Raw genomic sequence first — 19,386 nt, 5'->3', positions numbered from 1 at the left:
TCACGCGACGATCGAATAGCGTGCCGATCCCGGAGGCCGGCACATGCGCTTTTCGGCGCGGGTTTCCTCGCCTTTCACGATCACGACGTCGGTGACGGTGATGCAGTCGGCATCTTCGCTGAGCTCCTCGACCCCGGTAACGGTCGAGGTGCCGCTGACCGCGTCCCGGCTTTCGGATTCCCAAGAAGCGCTCGATCCGACTGCGGGGCGAAGTTCGGTCTCGGAGCCGCGGGTCGCGTTGATGGTCGCCTCGGCGGCCTGTTTCTGTTCTTCGGGATCGAGCTTACAGGCGATCGCGGTGGTGAGCTCGCCCGAGAATTCCGCGACCGGGGTAAAGCTGGGCAGGCGCGCCTTGCGGGCCGTCCTGCGCGCAAGGCCGCCCAGGATGCCCCCGAGAACCTTGCGCCCGGTATCTGCCTTTTCGCCATCCTCGCAGGTTTCGACCGATTGAGCCCCGCGCACGCCATCGCGCACGATGCTCTCAAGCTGCGCGTGTGCCGGAAGGGGTGCGATGCCCATGGCCAAGGCGCCGAACAGCAGCGCGAGACGACCCGTCACTGGGCGGCGGCTTCTCTTCGACATTCTCATCCCCCTTGTTATATTGCAAAAAACTAAACGCAGCCGGATCGATCGTCAAATCGCACGGCGCTAAAGCGCGACGCACCGTTGCCCCGCCCCGCCCTGTCGAGAAAAACCTGCCCTGCCTCATGGGTTTGCCGGCGGCGCTTGCATTTGTCCGCGCAGATTATCCGCCCTGTTCCACCCCGCACACTCCCGCCTCGGGCAGCCGCTCCGCTGCGGCCAGAGCGGCGGCCGCTTCGCGCGGGCGGTCGGTGGCGATCACGTCGACGCCCCCCTGCGACAATTCGGCATAGCGTTCGTCCGTCCCGAAGCGCGCGATCACGTTGTCGATCGAGTTCGGCGAGCGGCCCAGCGTGCCGAAGATCACCTCGACATCCGCCTCGTCCAGCGCCGCGTAGAGATCGGGCCGCGCCAGCCGCGTGCCGGTGAAGGCGATGATGCGTTCCGCCGGGATGCCCGCGGCAACCGCCTCGGCGAGAGCGCCGGGGCTTTCGACCGATAGCGAGATCATGGCTTCGGGGGCGAGGTCGTGGAGCTTTTTCGCGGCAGGCACGGAATAGGCGATCAGGATGACGCTGTCCTCCATGCCCTTTTCGCGCACCATGTCGATCACGGCCTCGTGAGGGGCGGAGCGCTTGAAATCGAGCTGGAGCACGGTGCGGCCCTTCGCCCAGTCGAGCGCCTTGGCAAGCGTGGGGATGCCATAGGGCGTGACCCAGCCCGCGCCGTCGGTGAGGCGGAGCGCGGCAAGATCCGCCCACGGCTTTTCCGCAGCGACCCCCTCGCCCGTAGTGGTCCGGTCCAGCCTGTCGTCGTGAAGCAGGAAGAGGACGCCGTCCGCGCTCTGCGCGACATCGACTTCCATCACCGCCGGGATCGCCGTCAGCACCGCGTCCATCGTCGCGATGGCGTTTTCGGGAAGGCCCGGCGAAGGCCCGCCGCGATGCGCGGACACCAGCGTGCGCCCTTCCGCCTCGAGGCAGTCGAGCATGGCCGAAAGCGAGGTTTCCGGCACCAGCCGCCACCCGCCGCGCGCGTTGGATTCGCCCGGGGCCAATCCAGCAAGTCCTACAAGCGCCGCCGCCGCGACAAGCCTCGCAATCATTTTCGTCCTCCTTGAGGGGGTATGACTTTCGTCAACCAAGGTCCGGTCCGCGATCGCCCCCTTGTAGGCAGGCGCGCTTTGCGACATCATTTCAGCCAATAAGGGAGAGAGACAATGGCGCAATATGATCTGATCATTCGCGGGGGGACAATCGTCGACGGCAGCGGGGCGCAGGCCTTCACCGGCGACGTGGCGGTCAAGGACGGGCTCATCGCCGGCGTCGGCCGGATCGAGGGTTCGGCCACGCGGGAAATCGACGCCGCGGGCAAGGTGGTCGCCCCCGGCTTCGTCGACATTCACACCCATTATGACGGGCAGGCGACCTGGGACCAGGAAATGGCCCCGTCGAGCTGGCACGGCGTCACGACGGTCGTGATGGGCAATTGCGGGGTCGGTTTCGCGCCTGCCAAACCCGACCGCCACGAATGGCTGATCAGCCTGATGGAAGGGGTCGAGGACATTCCCGGCACGGCCCTTGCAGAAGGGATCACATGGGACTGGGAGACCTTCCCCGAATATCTCGATGCGCTGGAAAAGCTACCGCGAACCGTCGATGTCGCAACCCACGTGCCCCACGGCGCGGTGCGCGCATACGTGCTGGGCGAGCGCGAACAGCCCGGCGCCGTGCCTACGCCGGAGGACATCGAGCAGATGGCCCGGATCGTCGAGGAAGGCGTTCGCGCGGGCGCCCTCGGCTTTTCCACCTCGCGCACCGTCCTGCACAAATCGGTCGACGGCGAACTTGTCCCCGGCACCACCGCGACCGAGGAGGAACTGGTTGCGATCGGCCTCGCCATGGGCCGCGCCAAGGCGGCGGGCGGCCATGCCGTTTTCGAAATGGCGAGCGATCTCAACCGCGAATGGAACGAGTTTTCCTGGATGGGCAAGCTGAGCCGCGAGGCGGGTATCCCCGTCACCTTCGCCGCGCTCCAATCGATCGCGAAGGAACTCCCGCTCGACGAACAAATCGCCGAAATGCGCGCGGAAAACGACAACGGCGCGAACATCGTCGCCCAGATCGCTCTGCGCGGAAACGGCGTCATCATGGCCTGGCAGGGTACGGTGAACCCCTTTGCGTTCCGCCCGAGCTGGCAGGCGATCAAGGACCTTTCGTGGGAAGAGCAGAAGGCGAAACTGCTCGATCCGGCTTTCAAGAAACAGCTCCTGTCCGAACCCAACGACTACACCGAGGCGCCCAAGGACATTCTCGGCGTGGTCATGGTCATCACCCAGGGCTGGGCGCTGCAATACGAGATGGACCCCGATTTCGACTACGAGCCGGGGCCGGAGGCAAGCGTCAATGCCCGCGCCCAGAAGGCCGGGATGGACCCGCAGGAATACGCCTATGACATGCTGTGCCGCGATGACGGGCGCGGTTTCATCTACCTGCCGATCCTGAACTACGCCGACGGCAATCTCGATTTCCTCCACCCGCTCCAGCTCGCCCAGGACACGGTCAATTCGCTGTCCGACGGCGGCGCGCATTGCGGGACGATCTGCGACGCGGCCTCGCCAACCTTCATGCTTGAACACTGGGTCAAGGGGCGCCGCCGGGGCGAGCGCATTGCCCTCGAACACGCGATCAAGCGTCAGTGCCGCGATACGGCGGTTCTCTACGGGCTCGAGGATCGCGGGCTGATCGCACCGGGCTATCTCGCCGACATCAACGTGATCGACATGGATGCCCTGAAACTCGGCAAGCCGTGGCTCGCCTTCGACCTGCCCGCAGGCGGCAAGCGGTTGCTGCAGAAGGCCGATGGCTATTGCTTCACGATCAAGTCAGGCGAGGTGACCTTCGAGAACGGAAAGTGGACCGGCACGACGCCGGGCGGCCTCGTTCGCGGGCCGCAGCGGGTCGAACTCGCCGAAGCGGCCGAATAGCGGGCTCGGGCAAGGCCCTGGCCTAGGGCTCGATCACGATGCCCCGGGCCGGGTCGACCTTTCCCGCGACCATTTCGAGCCACACCTCGCGCGCGGCGGAAAGGCCTTCGCGCCGGTCGATCTCGACCGTGCCCGCGACCTCGCCCAGAAAGGTGCGCCACGCCTCGGCAACAAGGCGCGAGGCCTCCTCGCGGCCATGGTCGCGGGCGAAGGCGATCATGTGGTCGGGCGCAAAGAAGAGCTGCGGCTTCGGCCCCGTCATTGCCTCGCCCCCGCCAAAGGTGCTGCGCGCCTCCTTGTGGGTCGCGCCGACGAGGCAGCTGTATTCGAGCGCGTCGGAGAAATGATCGTGGACCCGGCCCAGCAGCGAGGCATTGCCGGCGAAATCGACCACGACGCTCGCGCGTTTCTCCATCTGCTCCAACTCGTCATAGGCGACCACGTCATCGTAAAGCCCGGTCGCGCGCACGAAATCGACGTTCCCCTTCGAGGTAAGGCCGACCCGGCGGATCGCGGGCGAATTCGCCTTCGCCACGCTGGCAAGGGCCATGGCTGTCTTTGACGAGGCGCTGGTGAGAAGCACCTGGCCAGCGCCGAACCAGTTCTCGCGCTTCATGAAGTCGGCGATCAGGAAACCCGTGCGGAAAAGCGGCCCGAAAATCATCCGCTCCGCCTCTCGCGCAGGATCATGCTCGGGATCGTCGGCGAGGCGCGAATACTGGTTGTAGACCGGGCTCATCGGCTGGCGATGCTCGCTCATGTCGGTGAAGCCGGAGGCGCTCACCTTGCCCGGCACCATGTCGAGCGAGCTTCCCATCGGCAGGTAGCCATAGACCCGTTCGCCCACGGCGATGTCGGGATGATTGCTTTCGACCACCCGCGCATGGCCCCACATCGGGACGATGCCATAGGGGTCGGGCGCGGGGAAGAAGTCCCAGTATTTGAAGCCGTCGCCGACGACCGCATAGGTCACGTTGTTGGCAGTGACCGAAAAGCTCTCGATCGCAAGCCGGACCGCGCCGTCGGCAAGGTCCATCGGCTCGACATGGACGAGTTCGGCGCGCTCTAGCGCGTCCTTGCGGACATGGATGCGGGTGGTGGTCATGGGCTCTCCTCTTGCGGAGAACCCCTTACAGCCTTGCGGGCGGCTTTCCCACCCGCGAGGCGCCCGAAATCACACCCGCATCGGCATCAGCACATAGAGCGCGGGGCTGCTTTCATCCTTGCGGATCAATGTCGGCGCGCCCGCATCGGCAAGGTGCAGTTCGACCTCATCGGCATCGATCTGGTCGAGAATGTCCTTGAGGTAATTGGCGTTGAAGCCGATCTCGAAGCTCTCGCTCGCATAGGAGGCAGCCAGTTCCTCGGTCGCGGTGCCGTTGTCGGGCGAGGTGACCGAAAGCGTCACCTTGTCCGGTTCGAGGCCCATCTTGACCGCGCGGGTTTTCTCCGTGGCGATCGTCGCGACGCGGTCGACGCCGGCGAAGAACAGCTTGGGATCGACCTTGAGGAGCTTGTCGTTCCCGGTCGGGATGACGCGGCTGTAATCGGGGAACGTCCCGTCGATCAGCTTGCTGGTGAGGACCACCCCGCCCTCACCGCCAAGGGTGAAGCGGATCTTGCTCGCCGACAGGTCGACGAGGACGTTGCCGTCCAATGCCTCGTCGAGCAGCTTCCTGAGTTCGCCCACGGCCTTTCGCGGAACGATCACGTCGGGCATTCCGGAAGCGCCCTCGGGCCGGGCGATGGTGAAGCGGGCGAGGCGGTGGCCGTCGGTCGCGGCGGCTTTCAGCACCGGCTCGTCCTCGTCGGTGACGTGGAGGAAGATGCCATTGAGGTAATAGCGCGTTTCCTCGGTCGAGATGGCGAAACGGGTGCGGTCGATCAGTTCGGCGAGCGTTCGCGCGGGCAGTTCGAAACTGGTCGGCAGGTCGCCCTCGACGATGACGGGGAAATCGTCGCGCGGCAGGGTCGGAAGCTTGAAACGGCTGCGCCCGGCCTTGACCTCCATCCGGTTGTCGGCGGTCTCGAGGCTGACCTGGCTGCCGTCGGGCAGCTTGCGGGCGATGTCGAACAGGAGATGGGCGGAAACGGTGATCGCGCCCGGGCTGTCGACCGATGCGGCGGTCATGGTCTCGACCACCTGCAGATCGAGGTCGGTCGCCATCACCTTGACCGCGCCGCCTTCGCTGGCCTCGATCAGGACATTGGAGAGAATCGGGATCGTGTTGCGGCGTTCGACCACCGACTGCACGTGGGACAGGCAACGCAGGAGCGTCGCGCGTTCGATCGTAGCCTTCATGTGCCCCTAGCCTTCATTTGTGGAACCTATCGCTTGTCTCGTGGTGGCAGGGAGAGAGCCGGAATCGCCCCTCCAGCGCCGGAACAGTCCGGAAAACCTTAGCGCGGTCAGTGTCCCGGGCAAGATCAATGCCTTCGCGCGGGTCGATTCGTTTGGGGATAAGGGGCGCGAGCAGCAGGACTCCTAGCCCGTCATCGCCATCCCGCCGTTCACGTGGAGCGTCTGGCCGGTGACATAGCCGGCCTCGCGGCTGGCAAGGTAGACGCAGGCAGCCCCGATATCCGAACCCTCGCCCATACGTCCCATCGGGATGCGGGCATTGATCGCGTCGGTCTGCTTTTCATCGAGCGCCGCCGTCATCGCCGAACGGATGAAACCGGGAGCGAGGCAATTGGCGGTTATGCCGCGCGAAGCCACTTCCTGCGCGAAACTCTTGGTCATGCCGGTAAGACCCGCCTTGGCGGCGCAATAGTTCATCTGGCCCGGATTGCCCGTCGTGCCGACGACGCTGGTGATGTTGACGATCCGGCCGAAACGGGCCTTCATCATCGGACGGGCAGCGGCGCGCATCAGGCGAAAGGCGGCTTCGAGGTCGACGCGGATGACATCGTCCCATTCCTCGTCCTTCATCCGCATGGCGAGGTTGTCGCGCGTGATCCCGGCATTGTTGACGAGGATGTCGATGCTTCCCAGCGTATCGAGCGTCGCGGGGATCAGCTCCTCGACCTGCGTCGTGTTCGACAGGTCGCAGGTGATCTCGACATGATCGCCTCCGATCTCCTCGTGCAATTGTTCGCGAAAGCCGCGCAGCTTCTGCCCGTTCGAGCCCGACAGCGCGACCCGAGCGCCCTGCTTCGCCAGCGCGGTCGCGATGGCCGAGCCGATTCCCCCGCTTGCGCCGGTCACCAGCGCGTTCATCCCGTCGAGCGAAAACATGGCCTTCCTCCTTCAAGCCTTTCGGCTGTCCCTGTGCGCCCGGCAGGCCGCAGGGTCAACCGCGCGCCGGTCGGTCAGCCGAGCGACTTGGCGAAATTCTCGCAATCTTCCATGGAGATGAGGCTCACCGTCTCCGCCTCCTTGTCGATCCGGCCGATCATCGGGACAAGCACCTTGCCGCCCAGTTCGACGAAGCTCTCCACCCCGTCCTCGCGCATCGCCATCACGCTTTCGCGCCAGCGCACGCGGCCCGTGACCTGCTCGACCAGCAGCGCGCGTTCCTCTTCCGAATCCTCGACCCTGCCTGCGGTGACATTGGCATAGACCGGCAGCGCCATCGCGGCGGGCGGCGTGTGGGACAGCGCGTCCGCCATGCGATCGGCGGCGGGCTGCATCAGCGAACAATGAAAGGGCGCGGAAACCGGCAGCAGAATGCCGCGCTTGATCCCATGCTCCTTGACCATGCCGACCGCCCGTTCGATCGCCGCGCGGTGACCGGAGATGACGACCTGCGTCGGGTCGTTGTCATTGGCGATCTCGCACACCTCGCCCTCGCCCGCGGCGGCTTCGGCAAGCGCCCTTGCGCTTTCGATGTCCGCCCCAAGCAGCGCCGCCATCGTGCCCTCGCCCACCGGGACCGCCGCCTGCATCGAACGCCCGCGCAGCTTCAGGAGCCGCGCCGTGGTGGCAAGGTCGAACGCGCCGACCGCGCACAGCGCCGAATATTCGCCGAGCGAATGGCCCGCGACGCAGGACGCATGGTCCGCGATCCTCACCCCGAATTCGCGCTCCAGCACGCGCAGCACCGCGATCGAATTGGCCATGATCGCGGGCTGGGCATTCTGGGTCAGGGTCAACTCGTCCTCGGGCCCTTCGGCCATCATGCCGGAAAGGTTCTGGAGAAGCGCCTCGTTGACTTCCTCGAACACCTCCCTCGCGGCGGGGGATGCTTCGGCTAGGTCCTTGCCCATGCCGACCTTCTGACTGCCCTGCCCGGGAAAAACGAATGCGCGCATTTCTGTTCCTTGTCTCGCCGCACCGCCAGCGTCCCCGAAGCCGTCCCCGCCCCGGCGCTTCGCTGCTTGGGGGCGGTCCGCCCGGATAAGCGAGAGCGGGACATAGGAGCTCGGCGGCGCGCGGCCTGCTTCCGAAAATTCCGCGCGGGTTAGGAGCCGCTGGGCGGGCTGGCAAGCCCGAAGGGTACGACCCTGTTGGCAGGCGTATGGCCGATTTCGGCCCGGCCGAGATAGCGGATGCCGGCGCGGTCGCACCAATAGCGCGCGATCTCTTCGGGGCTCTGCCCGAATTCGACATAGTTCTCCGGAACGTCGGTAATCGCGCCGAGCCTCAGGCCGGCAATGCGCGGCAGGGTCCCGGCCAGGTGGAAGAACAGCCGGTCGACCGCATAGAGATGCTCGCTCACTTCCTCGACCATGACGACATGGCCCGAAAGGTCCGGCATCATCGGCGTGCCCGCGACCATGGCAAGAGTGATGAGATTGAAGGCGACCGCGGGCGTCGTCCCGTCGAGGCTGGGTTCCACCCCGCTCGTATCGCCGCCGATCCAGCGCATCACCCGGCGCACCGCCTCGCGCCCACGTTCCGACCTTGCACTCACCGGCATCGAGCCGTGGACGCATTGTCCCACGCCCGCCTTGTACAGCGCGGCGAGCAGGTATCCGCAATCCGAAAAGCCGACAAAAGTCTTGGCCCGCGCGGCGGCGTTCATGCGCACCATGGCGGCTTCGGCGATGCGATTGGACCCGTATCCGCCCTTCGCGAACCAGACGACGTCGAAGTCGGGATCGTTGGCGCATTCGACGAAGGCGGTGAGGCGCGCCAGATCATCGCCCGCGAAATGACCCGCCTGCATGAAGCACTGTTCGTGGAAATGGACCCGATGCTGCGGGAACTCGGCGGCGACGAGTTCCTTCAGCGCGCGCGCATGGTCGCGGGTTATCGGGGTCGCCGGGGCGCAGATCGCGATATTCGTCACGCGCACGACCCTATGCCGCTTGTCTTGGGCTCTGCAAGTCCATAACCATGAAGACCATGGTTGACGGGGTCGAGGTTGAGAGCGTCGGGTCGGGGTCGCTCGCGGAGCGCCCCCTGTTCTTCTGCGGGATCGGCGGATCGGGGATGCTCCCGCTCGCCCAGATCGCGCATGGCCGGGGGCACCCGGTCGCAGGCTCCGACCGCAGCCGCGACCAGGGCCGAACCCCCGAAAAATTCGCCTGGCTGGAGAGCCACGGCTTCGATCTCTTCCCGCAGGACGGCAGCGGCATCACCTCGCGCGATCAGATCCTGATCGCCTCAGCCGCGATCGAGGACACGGTCCCGGAGGTCGCGCGGGCGAAGGAACTGGGCTGCGAGCGAATGAGCCGGGCCGAGCTGCTTTCCGCGCTGTTCAACGAAGCGGATTATTCGATCGCGGTCGGCGGCACGAGCGGCAAGTCGACCGTCACCGGGATGATCGCCTGGATCCTCCACGAAGGCCGCCACGATCCGACCGTCATGAACGGGGCGGTGATGAAAAACTTTGCCCAGGCCGACAATCCTTTCGCCAGCGCGCGTGTCGGCTCATCGGGCCTGTTCGTGAGCGAGGTCGATGAAAGCGACGGTTCGATCGCGCTCTACCGGCCGACCATCGGCGTGCTGCTCAATGTCAGCCTCGACCACAAGAGCATCGAGGAGTTGCGCGTGCTCTTCGGCAATTTCCTCAAGGCTTCTGGCCGCGCGGTCGTCAACACCGACAGCGAGGAGGCGCGATTCCTCGCCGAAAAGTTCGCGAATCGCACCAGTTTCGGGCTGCGCGATGCGAAGGCGGACATCACGGTCGAGCCGGATTCGATCGACCAGAGCGCCTTCGGCATCCGCGCGGCGATCATGGACAATCGCAGCCGCCGGGTTTTCCCGCTGATCCTGCCCATGCCCGGGCTGCACAACCTGTCCAACGCGCTCGCCGCGATCGCCGCTGCCGATGCGGCGGGGATCGATGTGGCGAAATCGACCTATGCGCTGCGCAGCTTCGAAGGACTCGCGCGCCGTTTCGATGTGGTGGGGACGAGCGAAAGCGGCATCACCGTGATCGACGATTTCGGCCACAATCCGGAGAAATGCGCGGCAACCCTGCGCACATTGAAGGCGACGCCGGGACGGGTCATCGCGTTCTTCCAGCCGCATGGCTATGGCCCGCTCAAGCAGATGGGAGCCGAACTCGCCAAGACATTCGCCCGCGAACTCGATGACGAGGACGTCACCATCATGTGCGACCCGGTCTATTTCGGCGGCACGGTCGACCGCAGCGTCGGGATCGAGCGGATCGTCGAACTGATCGCGGCGGCAGGCGGAAAGGCCGAACATGTCCCGGCGCGCGAGGATTGCGGCACGCGGATCGTCGACATTGCCAAAGCAGGCGACCGCGTGGTCATCATGGGCGCGCGCGACGACACGCTGAGCGATTTCGCGAAGGATGTGCTGGGACGGCTTTCGTGACCATCTATGATCGCGCGAGCCGGCATGCCTGGTGGATGCTGGGCGCGCTGACTGTCTCGGTGCTGTTCGTCGCCGTGGTCGACCGGTTCTACGGCCATTCCACCCTCGCTTTTGCCGCCGCGATCGTCGGGCTCGTCGTCGCCAACCGGCGGATGCTTTCGTACAATTGCCCGCATTGCGGCAAGAACCTGTTCTTCCGCGGGCTGTTCGTCGTGCCCTGGCCCAACCGGACGTGCGGGAAATGCGGCGCGGCGCTCGACCGGACGCGCCCCTGAAATCCCCCCAAAACCGCGAATGGAAGCCGTGCGCCTTTCCTGACTAATTCATGTCCAAAGGAGATGCGAGCGCCATGTCACACGTCCCCGCTTCCCATCCGCGCGATCTGTCGATGGACACGCTGCTGCGCGCCTGCGCCACCCGTCTCGCAGGCCGCGAGGCGGCGGTCGACGGCTCCCAGCGCCTGACCTATGGTGATCTCGACGCGCGGGTCGAGGCGCTGGCGCGCTGGCTGCTGGCGAAGGGCATCGTTCCGGGCGACCGGGTTGCGCTCCTCCTGACCGACGGCGCGCCCTTCCTCACCGTGCTGCTCGCCTGCGGCAGGATCGGCGCCATCGCGGTGCTGCTCAACTGGCGGCTCGCCCCCGGCGAAATCGCTTGGATCGCAGGCAATGCCGAACCCGCCATGACCTTCGCCAATCCGCGCTTCCTCGCTCTGCTGGCCGAGGCCGAGGCGGGCGAAATGATCGAGGTCGACGAGGGTCACGACCCGCATGGCGCGTTCGAGGAGATCGTCACCCGCACTTACGACCCTCCGGCCTGGCCCGACCTCCCCCCCGAACGGCCGCTCTACATGATGTATACGAGCGGCACGACCGGCCGGCCCAAGGGATGCCTGCAGGCGGGAAGCGCGGTCGCCTCCTCTGCCTTGGGCTTTTGCGTGCGCCGCGGTTTCTCGCCCGCCGAACGCCTGCTCTCGGTCAACCCCATGTTCCACGTCGTCGGCATGCAGCAGGTCGCCGCCATGCTCGCCTGCGGAGGGACAAGCGTGTTTGCGGGCCGCGACGACGACAGCGCGGCGATCCTCGATCTCCTCCACCGCGAAGGCTGCACCACGACCAGCGCTTTCCCGCAGATTTCCTTCCCGTGGCAGGCCATGCAACCGATCCGCGAGGGGATCATGCCGCTCACCAATTACACCGGCGGGTCGGGGATGGGGCGCCCGCAGATCTACGAATTCATCGAAAGGGACTGGGACGCGCGCGTCGTCGGCGGCTACGGCCAGACCGAGGTGTGCGGCTTTGCGACCTTCATCGACTATCCCGACATGCTCGACCACCCGCGCTCGATCGGCTGGCCGATGCCGCACGTCGAGATGACCATACTCGATCCGGACGGCAACCAGCTTCCCCCGGGCGAGGAAGGCGAGATTGCCCTGCGCGGGCCTTCGGTCATGCTCGGCTATTGGCGCAACCAAGAAGCGAGCGAGGCGGCGCTCGGCCACGGCTGGCTGCGCACCGGCGATCTCGGCACGATGGACTCGGCCGGGCTCGGCTACCTGCTGGGGCGGGCCAAGGAGCTGATCAAGACCGGAGGCGAGAACGTCTATCCAGCCGAGGTCGATGCGGTCTTCGCCGAAATGCCCGAGGTCGCCGATGCGGGCTGCTGCGGCGTGCCCGACAGGCAATGGGGCGAGGCGGTAAAGGCTTTCGTGGTGCTGAAACCCGGCATGGAGCTGACGCGCGAAGAGATCACGGCGCGCTTCAAGGGAAAAATCGCGGGCTACAAGCGCCCGCGCTACATCGAGTTCGTCGACAAGCTGCCGCGCGACCCAATCGGCAAGCTGCTGCGGCGAGAATTGTCGGCGCGGCCCGTCAGCGAGGACCAGGCGGCGTGAGCGCGCATATGACGGATTTCGCGGAAGTTCGCTTGAAACAGGGCTTTCCGCCAGCGAATGGGGAGAAGAAGCCTTCGCGCATGATGAAGCTGCGCGGACATCCGGCGAAGCCAGCGCTCTCGCCCCCCTCTAATCTTACTCTGGCAGATGAAAGAAGGTCTTGATCATGACCCATTCGTCATAGATCCGCCGCCCGGCCTGGTTATGAACACGGACCCGCATCCCGCGCTCGGTCCTGAGCGCCGCCTTGCCGAATCCATAGCCGGCAGGTTTCTCCGCGACGAGCGTACAATCGCGCACACGGTCGCGGCGCAAAACGAAACATTCGAGCAGGACCACACCCTCGACACCTTCGCGCCGCGCCCGTGGCGGATAATATCGATAATTCAGGGAGAAATCCATCTGGGGCGCCCACGAGGCGATCAACTGGCTGCCGCTTCCCTTGCCCTCGCCCGCGCCGCCGCTGCCGTCCCCGGCGATACCATCTCCTCCCTTGCCGCCGCGGCCTGGCGAACCCAGCCGGTCGTTGCCCTCGCTCTTTTCCGCGATAATGGTATTCAGCCCTTCGTCGCTGATCTGGACCTGTGGTCGCTCAAGAGTGATCAAATCGATTGCAGGTGGAGGCATGACCGGGAGAGAGGGGGCAGGAGCAAGGGTGTGCGGGCGGCTGGCCGGTGCAGCTTCCTCGGGACTGTCGGCGAAGACTTCCTCTTGCTGAACTGGTTCCTCTTCCGGCCTTGCGCTGTCCTGCGCTGAAATGTGTTTCGCGCTGAACAAGACCGGCGTCTCTGGCAACGGGCTCGCGCGCTCGTTTCCGACTGACACGAAAAGCATGAGGCCGAACAGCCCACCGCTGACGAGCAAGGCAAACAGAAGGGCGAGAGGCCTTGGCCGGGATCTATTCCGCGCGAAACCGCCGACAAAAGGAGGCGAGGCGGGAGAAACATCATCTCTCGCAGCCATCCTTGAAGAGAAAGGGGTTTTTCCGAAACCCGTTTCGCTCATCAGGCCTGGCCTCCGCTAACGATTATCGATCCTGTCAAAATGCCCGATGGACGCTTTCAAGTCTATGAACCGCAACGCGGAATACGCGTGGCCATAGGTCGCGACGAGCGTTTGCGGCTCACTTAAGGACAAGGTCATTCGCTTTGACACGCGGTCCGGATGGTCACTGAGCCGGACGGAGCGGACGGATGAGAGCCCACTTCCGGCCTTAACCGGGCCACGCCTCACTTGACGAACGGAGCCGTCGCCCTAGCCATTCGCCTCCAGCGCCTTGCGCTGCTCTTCCTCGCGCTCGAAAGCACGCCTGTAGGCAGGGCGCGCGGTCAGGCGTTCGCGGTAGGCCTTGAGGCTGTCCGGCACACCCTCGTCGAGACCGACGCTCTGCGCGAGGATCAGCGCATAGCCGACGCAGATATCGGCCACGGTGAAACGGTCGGCGCACAGGTATTCGCGCCCCTCCAGCCGCTGCTCGACCTTGACGAGCCGCTTGTGGAACCACTTGGCATAGGCGTGGCCCGCTTCCTCCAGCCCCTTGTCCTTCTCGAAGATGGCAAAGCGCATGAAGACCGTCTGCGGGAAGGTGATCGTCGCATCGGCGTGGTAGGTGTAATCGCAGTATTCGGCGTAGTCCCGCTCGCCCGGCGCAATCGCGAGGTCGGTGTAGCCCTCGCGCGTCGCAAGGTAATGCGCGATGGCGCAGCTTTCGGTCATGCGCGCACCTTTATCCCCTGGGCCGTCGATCAGCAGCGGCACCGTGCCGAGCGGGTTCTCCTCGAGGAACTCGGGCGCCCTGTAGCGCGGCGGGAACGGCAGGATGCGAAGGTCGATGTCCACTCCCGCCTCCTCGGCGGCCCAGGTGGCGCGAAGCCCGCGCGAACGGGCGCAGGTCCAGAGGATCGGCTCGGTCATGGGATTTGTCCTAGTGCGCTTCCTCCGCGCCCACACCCAGCACTTTGTGCAGGACGAAGGCGATGACCGCGCCCAGCACCAGCCCGATCAGCGCCGAGACCGCGGCATAGCTCGCCCAGCCGAGAACGCCCGAAAGCGCGCCGGTCGCGCCCTTGACCGCATATTCGACCCCGTGCGCGAAGTCGTAGAGCACGTCGAAACCGACTTCGTGTGTCCCGTGGACGATGATGCCGCCTCCGACCCACAGCATCGCCACCGTACCGACCACAGAAAGCAGCGTAAGCAGCTTCGGCACGGAATCGACAAGGAACCGGCCGAAGCGCTGCGATGCCGGGTTGTCCCGCTTGGTGAGGTGCAGGCCGATATCGTCCAGCTTCACGATCACCGCGACCGCGCCATAGACCGCGACCGTCACCGCGACGCCGACCAGCGCGAGCGCGAGCGCACGCTCCCACCAGCTCGGCAGGTCGAGCTCGTTCAGCGTGATCGCCATGATCTCGGCCGAGAGGATGAGGTCGGTGCGGATCGCGCCGGCGACGCGCTTCTTCTCGAATTCGGCGGGGTCTCGAATCTCGTCCTCGACCGTCTTGCCATGCTTGGCTCCGCCCAGTTTCTCCATCACCTTTTCGGCGCCCTCATAGGACAGGAAGGCTCCGCCCAGCATCAATATCCAGATGATCGCGCCCGGCAGGAATTCGGACAGCAGGATCGCGCCGGGCAGCAGCAGGACGAGCTTGTTGAACAGGCTCCCCTTGGTGATCGACCAGATGATCGGCAATTCGCGCGATGGCGACAGGCCGGTGACATAACTCGGCGTGACGGCGGCATCGTCGATCACAACGCCCGCGGTCTTGGACCCTGCCTTGCCCGCCGCGACCGAGATGTCATCGACCGAGGCGGCGGCGGCGCGGGCGATCACCGAAACATCGTCGAGGAGCGCGACAAGACCTGTGGGCATCAGACTTCCTTACAACTGGGGCTTACGATTGCGGGCGTTCGCCGGGGAAGGGTCCGAAAGTGTGCCGTTCGCCGAGGATGCCGAAGCCCGTTTCCGTGACCCAGCGATGGCTTGCGGTGCGGTTCGATTCAGGCAGGAACGCTGCAACCGGTCGGCCTAGGTCGTCGGATCGGCAGACAAGGCCGCTTTCGGGATAGTGCGCGTAGGTGAACGAGCCGATCTCGACCGGTTCGTTGGCGATCGCATCGCCTGGATCGCGCGCCATTTCGACGCAGCGTTCGACTTCGGCCTCGGCGAAATACATCGTCGCCCGCGTGCGGCCCGTGTCGATCACGTCACCGGCCGAACAGCCCGCGGCAAGGCACGCGAGGCAGGCGGCGGGGGTTAAACGCGAGCGGGTCATCACCGGCGTCATGAAGAAACCGCGCGCGCGAGACAAGCGGCCATCCGCGCTTGCATTCCCCGACGAAATCGGTATGTGGCGCGCTTCGCTTCAACTGGAGCGGAACGAAGAAAGCCGGAGGGGCCCCGTCATCCGGACGGACAAGCCAGCGATCGGCAGGAAAGTGAAAGGAAAAGGCATGGCTCTCTACGAGCATGTGTTCCTCGCGCGTCAGGACCTCTCGCAGGCCCAGGTCGACGCGCTGGCGGCCACGGCGACCGAAATCGTCGAAGCGAACAACGGCAAGGTCACCAAGACCGAGACCTGGGGTCTTAAGTCGCTCGCCTACAAGATCGACCGTAATCGCAAGGCGCATTTCGTCATGCTCAACATCGACGGGCCGGGCACGGTCGTCGAGGAGCTCGAGCGCCAGACCCGCATCAACGAAGACGTCATCCGCTACATGACCATCCGCGTCGACGAGCACGAGGAAGGCCCCAGCGTGATGATGCGCAAGAACGAGCGTGACCGTAAGCGCCGTTCCGACAGGGAGGATCGTGACTGATGGCACGCCCGTTTTTCCGCCGCCGCAAGTCCTGCCCGTTTTCCGGCAACGACGCTCCCAAGATCGATTACAAGGACGTGCGCCTGCTGCAGGGCTTCATGTCCGAGCGAGGCAAGATCGTGCCTTCGCGCATCACCGCCGTTTCGGCCAAGAAGCAGCGTGAACTCGCCAAGGCCATCAAGCGCGCGCGTCACATCGGCCTGCTGCCCTACATCGTGAAGTAAGAGGAGAGGCAATCATGGATATCATTCTCCTCGAACGCATCGAGAAGCTCGGTTCGATCGGCGACATCGTCACCGTGAAGGACGGCTATGCCCGCAACTTCCTGCTTCCGCAGAAGAAGGCGCTGCGCGCGAACGACGCTAACAAGAAGGTCTTCGAAGCGAACCGGGAACGTCTCGAGAAGGAAAACGCCGAGCGCCGCGAAGCCGCCGAAAAGCAGGGCGAAAAGGTCGCCGGTGCAGAGGTCGTTCTGATCCGCGCCGCGTCCAATGCCGGCCAGCTCTATGGCTCGGTCAATGTCCGCGACATGGTCGCCGGACTCGAAGCGCAGGGCCACGGGATCGACAAGAAGCAGGTCATCATGGGCGCGCCGATCAAGACGATCGGCATGCACGAGGTGACTGTCGCCCTCCACCCCGAGGTCCACGTCACCGTCAAGGCGAACGTGGCGCGCTCGGACGACGAGGCGGAACTGCAGTCGCAGGGCGTCGATGTGCTCGCCCAGCTGTTCGAGGAAGAGCAGCGCGAAATCGAGGAACAGGCCGAGGCGAATCGCGTCGACCCGAACCTCGAACCCGGCGAGATCCCGGCCGAACTGCTCGAGGACGGCGTCGACACGCCCGAGGGCATGAGCGAGACCGAGGCCAAGATCGAAGCGACCGATCCGGACCGCGACGACGAGGAAGAGCTGTAAGCCTCCTCGCCTTACGACGAACACGGGACGGGCGCGGAGGTCGATCGGCTTTCGCGCCCTTCTTGTAAACGGGCCCCCTCCCCTTCGATCCTTCACATTCCAGCGTTAGGCTTTGCGCCCATGACCCCGATCTCCAGCATCCTCGAACAATTGCAGCAGCATTATTCCGACGCGGTGAAGACCCTGCGCGAGGACGTGATCGCCTTCGGCCGCGACGGTACGATCCCGCCGGCACGCAAGCGGCAGGACGGAAGCTATGCCTATCCCGAACTCACCCTGCGCTATTCGGGCCGGGATTCGAGCGGAGCCGACGCCGACGACCGCACCCGCGCTTTCGGGCGGCTCGAAATGGCGGGGACCTATACCACGACGATCACCCGGCCCGACCTGTTCGCGCCCTACCTCAAGGAACAGCTCGACCTGATCGCGGCCGAATACGAGATCAATGTCACCGTCGGCCGGTCGCGCCAGGAAATCCCCTTCCCCTATGTCCTCGACGGCGAGGCGGGTGCGGCGATGGTCGGCATCGCGCCGCAGGAAATCGCGCAATATTTCCCGTCGACCGACCTTGCCCTCATCGGCGACGAGCTCGCCGACGGGATCGAGTTCGACGAGGAGCGCGACATGCCGCTCTCGCTGTTCGACGCTCTGCGCACCGACTATTCGCTTGCCCGGCTCGCCCATTACACCGGCACGCGGGTCGAGGATTTCCAGGATTTCATCCTCTTCACGAACTATCACCGCTATGTCGATGAATTCGTGAACTGGGGCGCGAAACAGATCGGCAAGGGCGGCTACACGGACCTGACCGGCGCGGGCGGCTTGCACATTACCGATGCGGCCGAGAACGCGCAGGAGCAGCTCAGCGACACCGCCTGGCGTCGCCACCAGATGCCCGCCTATCACCTCATCCGCGAGGACGGGCGCGGCATCACGCTCGTCAATATCGGCGTGGGTCCGTCCAACGCCAAGACGATCTGCGATCACCTTGCCGTGTTGCGCCCCCATGCCTGGCTCATGATCGGCCATTGCGGCGGGCTTCGTTCGAGCCAGAAGATCGGCGACTTCGTTCTCGCCCATGCCTATTTGCGCGACGATCACGTGCTCGACGACGTGCTGCCGCCCGAGATTCCCATCCCGCCCATCGCCGAAGTGCAGCAGGCGCTTGCCGGCGCGGCGGAGGAAGTGTCGGGCGTCCAGGGCGCGAACCTCAAACAGCGCATGCGCACCGGCACGGTCGTCACCACCGACGATCGCAACTGGGAACTGCGTTATTCCTCTTCGGCCTTCCGCTTCTCACAGAGCCGCGCGATCGCGATCGAGATGGAAAGCGCGACCATCGCGACGCAGGGCTATCGCTTCCGCGTGCCCTACGGCACGCTGCTGTGCGTCTCGGACAAGCCGCTCCACGGAGAGATCAAGCTGCCGGGGCAGGCCAACAAGTTCTACGAGGAAGCGATCGCGGCGCATCTCCAGATCGGGCTTGAGACGTGCAAGCGCCTGCGCGACGAAGGCGACCGGCTGCACAGCAGGAAACTGCGCGCATTCAACGAACCGCCTTTCCGGTGACGCCGGCTGCGGTGTGGCGAGCCCGCAGGCCGCCCCACACCGCAAACATACGCAGGACCGCGGCTCGGGCGCGCTAACCCGATTGCGTCACAATGGGCCTGTCCGGGGTATCCGGGCGGGCCACTCGATCCCCTGCAGGGCCCGCCCGCCCGGCGCTCATCACGAGATGGGCAAGCCAAAGGGTGGGAGGCGGACAGGATGGACAGCGAAGTGGGGCGCGTCAGGCAGCGCGGTCTCGTCTCTATCGTCATCGCGGGCTGGACGGTCACCGCCATGCTTGCCGTGCTGGCCTTTCCGCTTGGCCGCGAGGCGATCATTGCCGCCCTCCTGAGCGCGCTCGCCAACGCCCTGCCTACGCTTCACCAGCGCACGGGCCGCACGGACGGCGCCGCCCGGCTTGCCGTCGCGGTGGTGCCCGCGGCCCAACCGGCCCTCCTCATCGCCGTGATGGATGCAGGCGGGCTTCAGATGGAGATGCATCTCTATTTCTTCCCCGCCCTCGCCGCGCTCGTCTGGACGTGCGATTCCCGGCCCATCATGCTGTCCGGGGCGCTTATAGCGTTCCACCACGTTGCGCTCGGCCTGCTCGCGCCCGAATGGACCTATGGCCGCGAGGTCCACATGGGCGACATCTCCATCCACGTGATCGCTCTCGCCGCCGCGTCGGTAAGGCTGGCGCTCATAGCGGACGTGCTGCGCCGTTCGCTCACCGTATTGGGAGAGACGCGCGCGAATGGCGTCGAACTGGCCGAACAACTCAGCGAAAAGGGCGCTGCGCTCAGGGAAGCGCGCAAGCTCATCGCGCACTAGCGCGAGGCACGCGAAGAAGCTGCACGCGCCGCCAAAAAGGAACGCCGCAGCACCCTTGCCGGCATCGCGCGCGATTT

20 protein-coding genes are annotated in these 19,386 nt (G+C 65.4%); 9 read left to right on the top strand and 11 right to left on the bottom strand.

Annotated features, from left to right (window positions below; all coding sequences use genetic code 11):
• Complete coding sequence (locus Ga0102493_RS06720; RefSeq protein ID WP_051698152.1) at window positions 1-582, bottom strand: hypothetical protein; 582 nt, start codon at window positions 580-582, stop codon at window positions 1-3.
• A 163-nt stretch (window positions 583-745) separates the two neighbouring features.
• Window positions 746-1,687: a glycerophosphodiester phosphodiesterase family protein gene (locus Ga0102493_RS06715; RefSeq protein WP_051698156.1), complete on the bottom strand. Its 942-nt coding sequence runs from the start codon at window positions 1,685-1,687 to the stop codon at window positions 746-748.
• A gap of 114 nt (window positions 1,688-1,801) precedes the next feature.
• Here Ga0102493_RS06715 and Ga0102493_RS06710 point away from each other — a divergent pair, with 114 nt between their 5' ends.
• The gene (locus Ga0102493_RS06710; protein ID WP_034904819.1) at window positions 1,802-3,568 is read left to right on the top strand and encodes an N-acyl-D-amino-acid deacylase family protein; all 1,767 of its coding nucleotides are present in this window, start codon (window positions 1,802-1,804) and stop codon (window positions 3,566-3,568) included.
• Window positions 3,569-3,590: 22 nt separating this feature from the next.
• On the opposite strand, the gene Ga0102493_RS06705 is transcribed toward Ga0102493_RS06710, so the two are convergent.
• From Ga0102493_RS06705 to Ga0102493_RS06685, 5 genes are all read right to left on the bottom strand, one after another.
• Window positions 3,591-4,673 carry a DUF2855 family protein gene (locus Ga0102493_RS06705; RefSeq protein ID WP_034904820.1) on the bottom strand — a complete coding sequence of 361 codons (1,083 nt, stop codon included), beginning with the start codon at window positions 4,671-4,673 and terminating at the stop codon, window positions 3,591-3,593.
• Window positions 4,674-4,742: 69 nt separating this feature from the next.
• On the bottom strand, window positions 4,743-5,870 hold the full coding sequence (gene dnaN, locus Ga0102493_RS06700; RefSeq protein ID WP_034904821.1) for a DNA polymerase III subunit beta: 1,128 nt from the start codon (window positions 5,868-5,870) through the stop codon (window positions 4,743-4,745).
• Window positions 5,871-6,053: 183 nt separating this feature from the next.
• Window positions 6,054-6,806 (bottom strand): 3-oxoacyl-[acyl-carrier-protein] reductase, encoded by a 753-nt coding sequence (gene fabG, locus Ga0102493_RS06695; RefSeq protein WP_034904822.1) that lies wholly within the window; start codon window positions 6,804-6,806, stop codon window positions 6,054-6,056.
• A 74-nt stretch (window positions 6,807-6,880) separates the two neighbouring features.
• On the bottom strand, window positions 6,881-7,822 hold the full coding sequence (fabD, locus tag Ga0102493_RS06690; protein ID WP_034904825.1) for an ACP S-malonyltransferase: 942 nt from the start codon (window positions 7,820-7,822) through the stop codon (window positions 6,881-6,883).
• A gap of 149 nt (window positions 7,823-7,971) precedes the next feature.
• Complete coding sequence (locus Ga0102493_RS06685; protein WP_034905162.1) at window positions 7,972-8,802, bottom strand: LD-carboxypeptidase; 831 nt, start codon at window positions 8,800-8,802, stop codon at window positions 7,972-7,974.
• A 56-nt stretch (window positions 8,803-8,858) separates the two neighbouring features.
• On the opposite strand from Ga0102493_RS06685, the gene Ga0102493_RS06680 reads away from it, so the two are divergent.
• The 3 genes from Ga0102493_RS06680 to Ga0102493_RS06670 all read left to right on the top strand — a co-directional run bounded on the left by Ga0102493_RS06680 (window position 8,859) and on the right by Ga0102493_RS06670 (window position 12,195).
• On the top strand, window positions 8,859-10,301 hold the full coding sequence (locus Ga0102493_RS06680; RefSeq protein WP_034905165.1) for a glutamate ligase domain-containing protein: 1,443 nt from the start codon (window positions 8,859-8,861) through the stop codon (window positions 10,299-10,301).
• Window positions 10,298-10,576 (top strand): hypothetical protein, encoded by a 279-nt coding sequence (locus Ga0102493_RS06675; protein ID WP_034904826.1) that lies wholly within the window; start codon window positions 10,298-10,300, stop codon window positions 10,574-10,576. The genes Ga0102493_RS06680 and Ga0102493_RS06675 overlap by 4 nt, the downstream gene beginning before the upstream one ends.
• A gap of 74 nt (window positions 10,577-10,650) precedes the next feature.
• Entirely contained in the window at window positions 10,651-12,195 is a 1,545-nt protein-coding gene (locus tag Ga0102493_RS06670) for a class I adenylate-forming enzyme family protein (protein ID WP_034904827.1), read from the top strand.
• 135 nt (window positions 12,196-12,330) lie between these two features.
• Here Ga0102493_RS06670 and Ga0102493_RS15705 read toward each other — a convergent pair whose 3' ends face one another.
• From Ga0102493_RS15705 to Ga0102493_RS06650, 4 genes are all read right to left on the bottom strand, one after another.
• Window positions 12,331-13,200, bottom strand: coding sequence for an energy transducer TonB (locus tag Ga0102493_RS15705; RefSeq protein WP_081845686.1), 870 nt, complete (start codon window positions 13,198-13,200; stop codon window positions 12,331-12,333).
• Window positions 13,201-13,449: 249 nt separating this feature from the next.
• Window positions 13,450-14,109: a glutathione S-transferase family protein gene (locus Ga0102493_RS06660; RefSeq protein WP_034904830.1), complete on the bottom strand. Its 660-nt coding sequence runs from the start codon at window positions 14,107-14,109 to the stop codon at window positions 13,450-13,452.
• Window positions 14,110-14,119: 10 nt separating this feature from the next.
• Window positions 14,120-15,067, bottom strand: coding sequence for a DUF808 domain-containing protein (locus Ga0102493_RS06655; RefSeq protein WP_034904831.1), 948 nt, complete (start codon window positions 15,065-15,067; stop codon window positions 14,120-14,122).
• 22 nt (window positions 15,068-15,089) lie between these two features.
• Window positions 15,090-15,470 carry a hypothetical protein gene (locus Ga0102493_RS06650; RefSeq protein ID WP_150132438.1) on the bottom strand — a complete coding sequence of 127 codons (381 nt, stop codon included), beginning with the start codon at window positions 15,468-15,470 and terminating at the stop codon, window positions 15,090-15,092.
• 178 nt (window positions 15,471-15,648) lie between these two features.
• Between Ga0102493_RS06650 and rpsF the strand changes: the two genes are divergently transcribed.
• The 5 genes from rpsF to Ga0102493_RS06625 all read left to right on the top strand — a co-directional run bounded on the left by rpsF (window position 15,649) and on the right by Ga0102493_RS06625 (window position 19,309).
• Window positions 15,649-16,014: a 30S ribosomal protein S6 gene (gene rpsF, locus Ga0102493_RS06645; RefSeq protein ID WP_034905167.1), complete on the top strand. Its 366-nt coding sequence runs from the start codon at window positions 15,649-15,651 to the stop codon at window positions 16,012-16,014.
• Window positions 16,014-16,238, top strand: a complete 225-nt coding sequence (gene rpsR / locus Ga0102493_RS06640; protein ID WP_034904833.1) for a 30S ribosomal protein S18 — start codon at window positions 16,014-16,016, stop codon at window positions 16,236-16,238. Before rpsF ends, rpsR begins: the two co-directional genes overlap by 1 nt.
• Before the next feature lie 14 nt (window positions 16,239-16,252).
• Window positions 16,253-16,930: a 50S ribosomal protein L9 gene (gene rplI, locus Ga0102493_RS06635; RefSeq protein WP_034904837.1), complete on the top strand. Its 678-nt coding sequence runs from the start codon at window positions 16,253-16,255 to the stop codon at window positions 16,928-16,930.
• A gap of 120 nt (window positions 16,931-17,050) precedes the next feature.
• On the top strand, window positions 17,051-18,499 hold the full coding sequence (locus Ga0102493_RS06630; protein WP_034904839.1) for an AMP nucleosidase: 1,449 nt from the start codon (window positions 17,051-17,053) through the stop codon (window positions 18,497-18,499).
• Window positions 18,500-18,697: 198 nt separating this feature from the next.
• Window positions 18,698-19,309 carry a hypothetical protein gene (locus Ga0102493_RS06625; RefSeq protein ID WP_034904842.1) on the top strand — a complete coding sequence of 204 codons (612 nt, stop codon included), beginning with the start codon at window positions 18,698-18,700 and terminating at the stop codon, window positions 19,307-19,309.
• Window positions 19,310-19,386: the final 77 nt, after the last annotated feature.

Source organism: Erythrobacter litoralis (genome assembly GCF_001719165.1).
Lineage (GTDB): Bacteria > Pseudomonadota > Alphaproteobacteria > Sphingomonadales > Sphingomonadaceae > Erythrobacter > Erythrobacter litoralis.
This window is presented reverse-complemented; position numbering and strand designations above follow the sequence as displayed.

Coding starts and splice junctions, on each gene's coding strand:
- rpsR (WP_034904833.1), top strand. CDS start 16,014: ATGGCACGCCCGTTTTTCCGCCGCCGCAAGTCCTGCCCGTTTTCCGGC.
- Ga0102493_RS06715 (WP_051698156.1), bottom strand. CDS start 1,687: ATGATTGCGAGGCTTGTCGCGGCGGCGGCGCTTGTAGGACTTGCTGGA.
- Ga0102493_RS06680 (WP_034905165.1), top strand. CDS start 8,859: ATGGTTGACGGGGTCGAGGTTGAGAGCGTCGGGTCGGGGTCGCTCGCG.
- Ga0102493_RS06670 (WP_034904827.1), top strand. CDS start 10,651: ATGTCACACGTCCCCGCTTCCCATCCGCGCGATCTGTCGATGGACACG.
- rplI (WP_034904837.1), top strand. CDS start 16,253: ATGGATATCATTCTCCTCGAACGCATCGAGAAGCTCGGTTCGATCGGC.
- Ga0102493_RS15705 (WP_081845686.1), bottom strand. CDS start 13,200: ATGAGCGAAACGGGTTTCGGAAAAACCCCTTTCTCTTCAAGGATGGCT.
- rpsF (WP_034905167.1), top strand. CDS start 15,649: ATGGCTCTCTACGAGCATGTGTTCCTCGCGCGTCAGGACCTCTCGCAG.
- Ga0102493_RS06650 (WP_150132438.1), bottom strand. CDS start 15,470: ATGACCCGCTCGCGTTTAACCCCCGCCGCCTGCCTCGCGTGCCTTGCC.
- Ga0102493_RS06710 (WP_034904819.1), top strand. CDS start 1,802: ATGGCGCAATATGATCTGATCATTCGCGGGGGGACAATCGTCGACGGC.
- Ga0102493_RS06630 (WP_034904839.1), top strand. CDS start 17,051: ATGACCCCGATCTCCAGCATCCTCGAACAATTGCAGCAGCATTATTCC.
- Ga0102493_RS06660 (WP_034904830.1), bottom strand. CDS start 14,109: ATGACCGAGCCGATCCTCTGGACCTGCGCCCGTTCGCGCGGGCTTCGC.
- Ga0102493_RS06705 (WP_034904820.1), bottom strand. CDS start 4,673: ATGACCACCACCCGCATCCATGTCCGCAAGGACGCGCTAGAGCGCGCC.
- fabD (WP_034904825.1), bottom strand. CDS start 7,822: ATGCGCGCATTCGTTTTTCCCGGGCAGGGCAGTCAGAAGGTCGGCATG.
- Ga0102493_RS06720 (WP_051698152.1), bottom strand. CDS start 582: ATGTCGAAGAGAAGCCGCCGCCCAGTGACGGGTCGTCTCGCGCTGCTG.
- dnaN (WP_034904821.1), bottom strand. CDS start 5,870: ATGAAGGCTACGATCGAACGCGCGACGCTCCTGCGTTGCCTGTCCCAC.
- fabG (WP_034904822.1), bottom strand. CDS start 6,806: ATGTTTTCGCTCGACGGGATGAACGCGCTGGTGACCGGCGCAAGCGGG.
- Ga0102493_RS06625 (WP_034904842.1), top strand. CDS start 18,698: ATGGACAGCGAAGTGGGGCGCGTCAGGCAGCGCGGTCTCGTCTCTATC.
- Ga0102493_RS06655 (WP_034904831.1), bottom strand. CDS start 15,067: ATGCCCACAGGTCTTGTCGCGCTCCTCGACGATGTTTCGGTGATCGCC.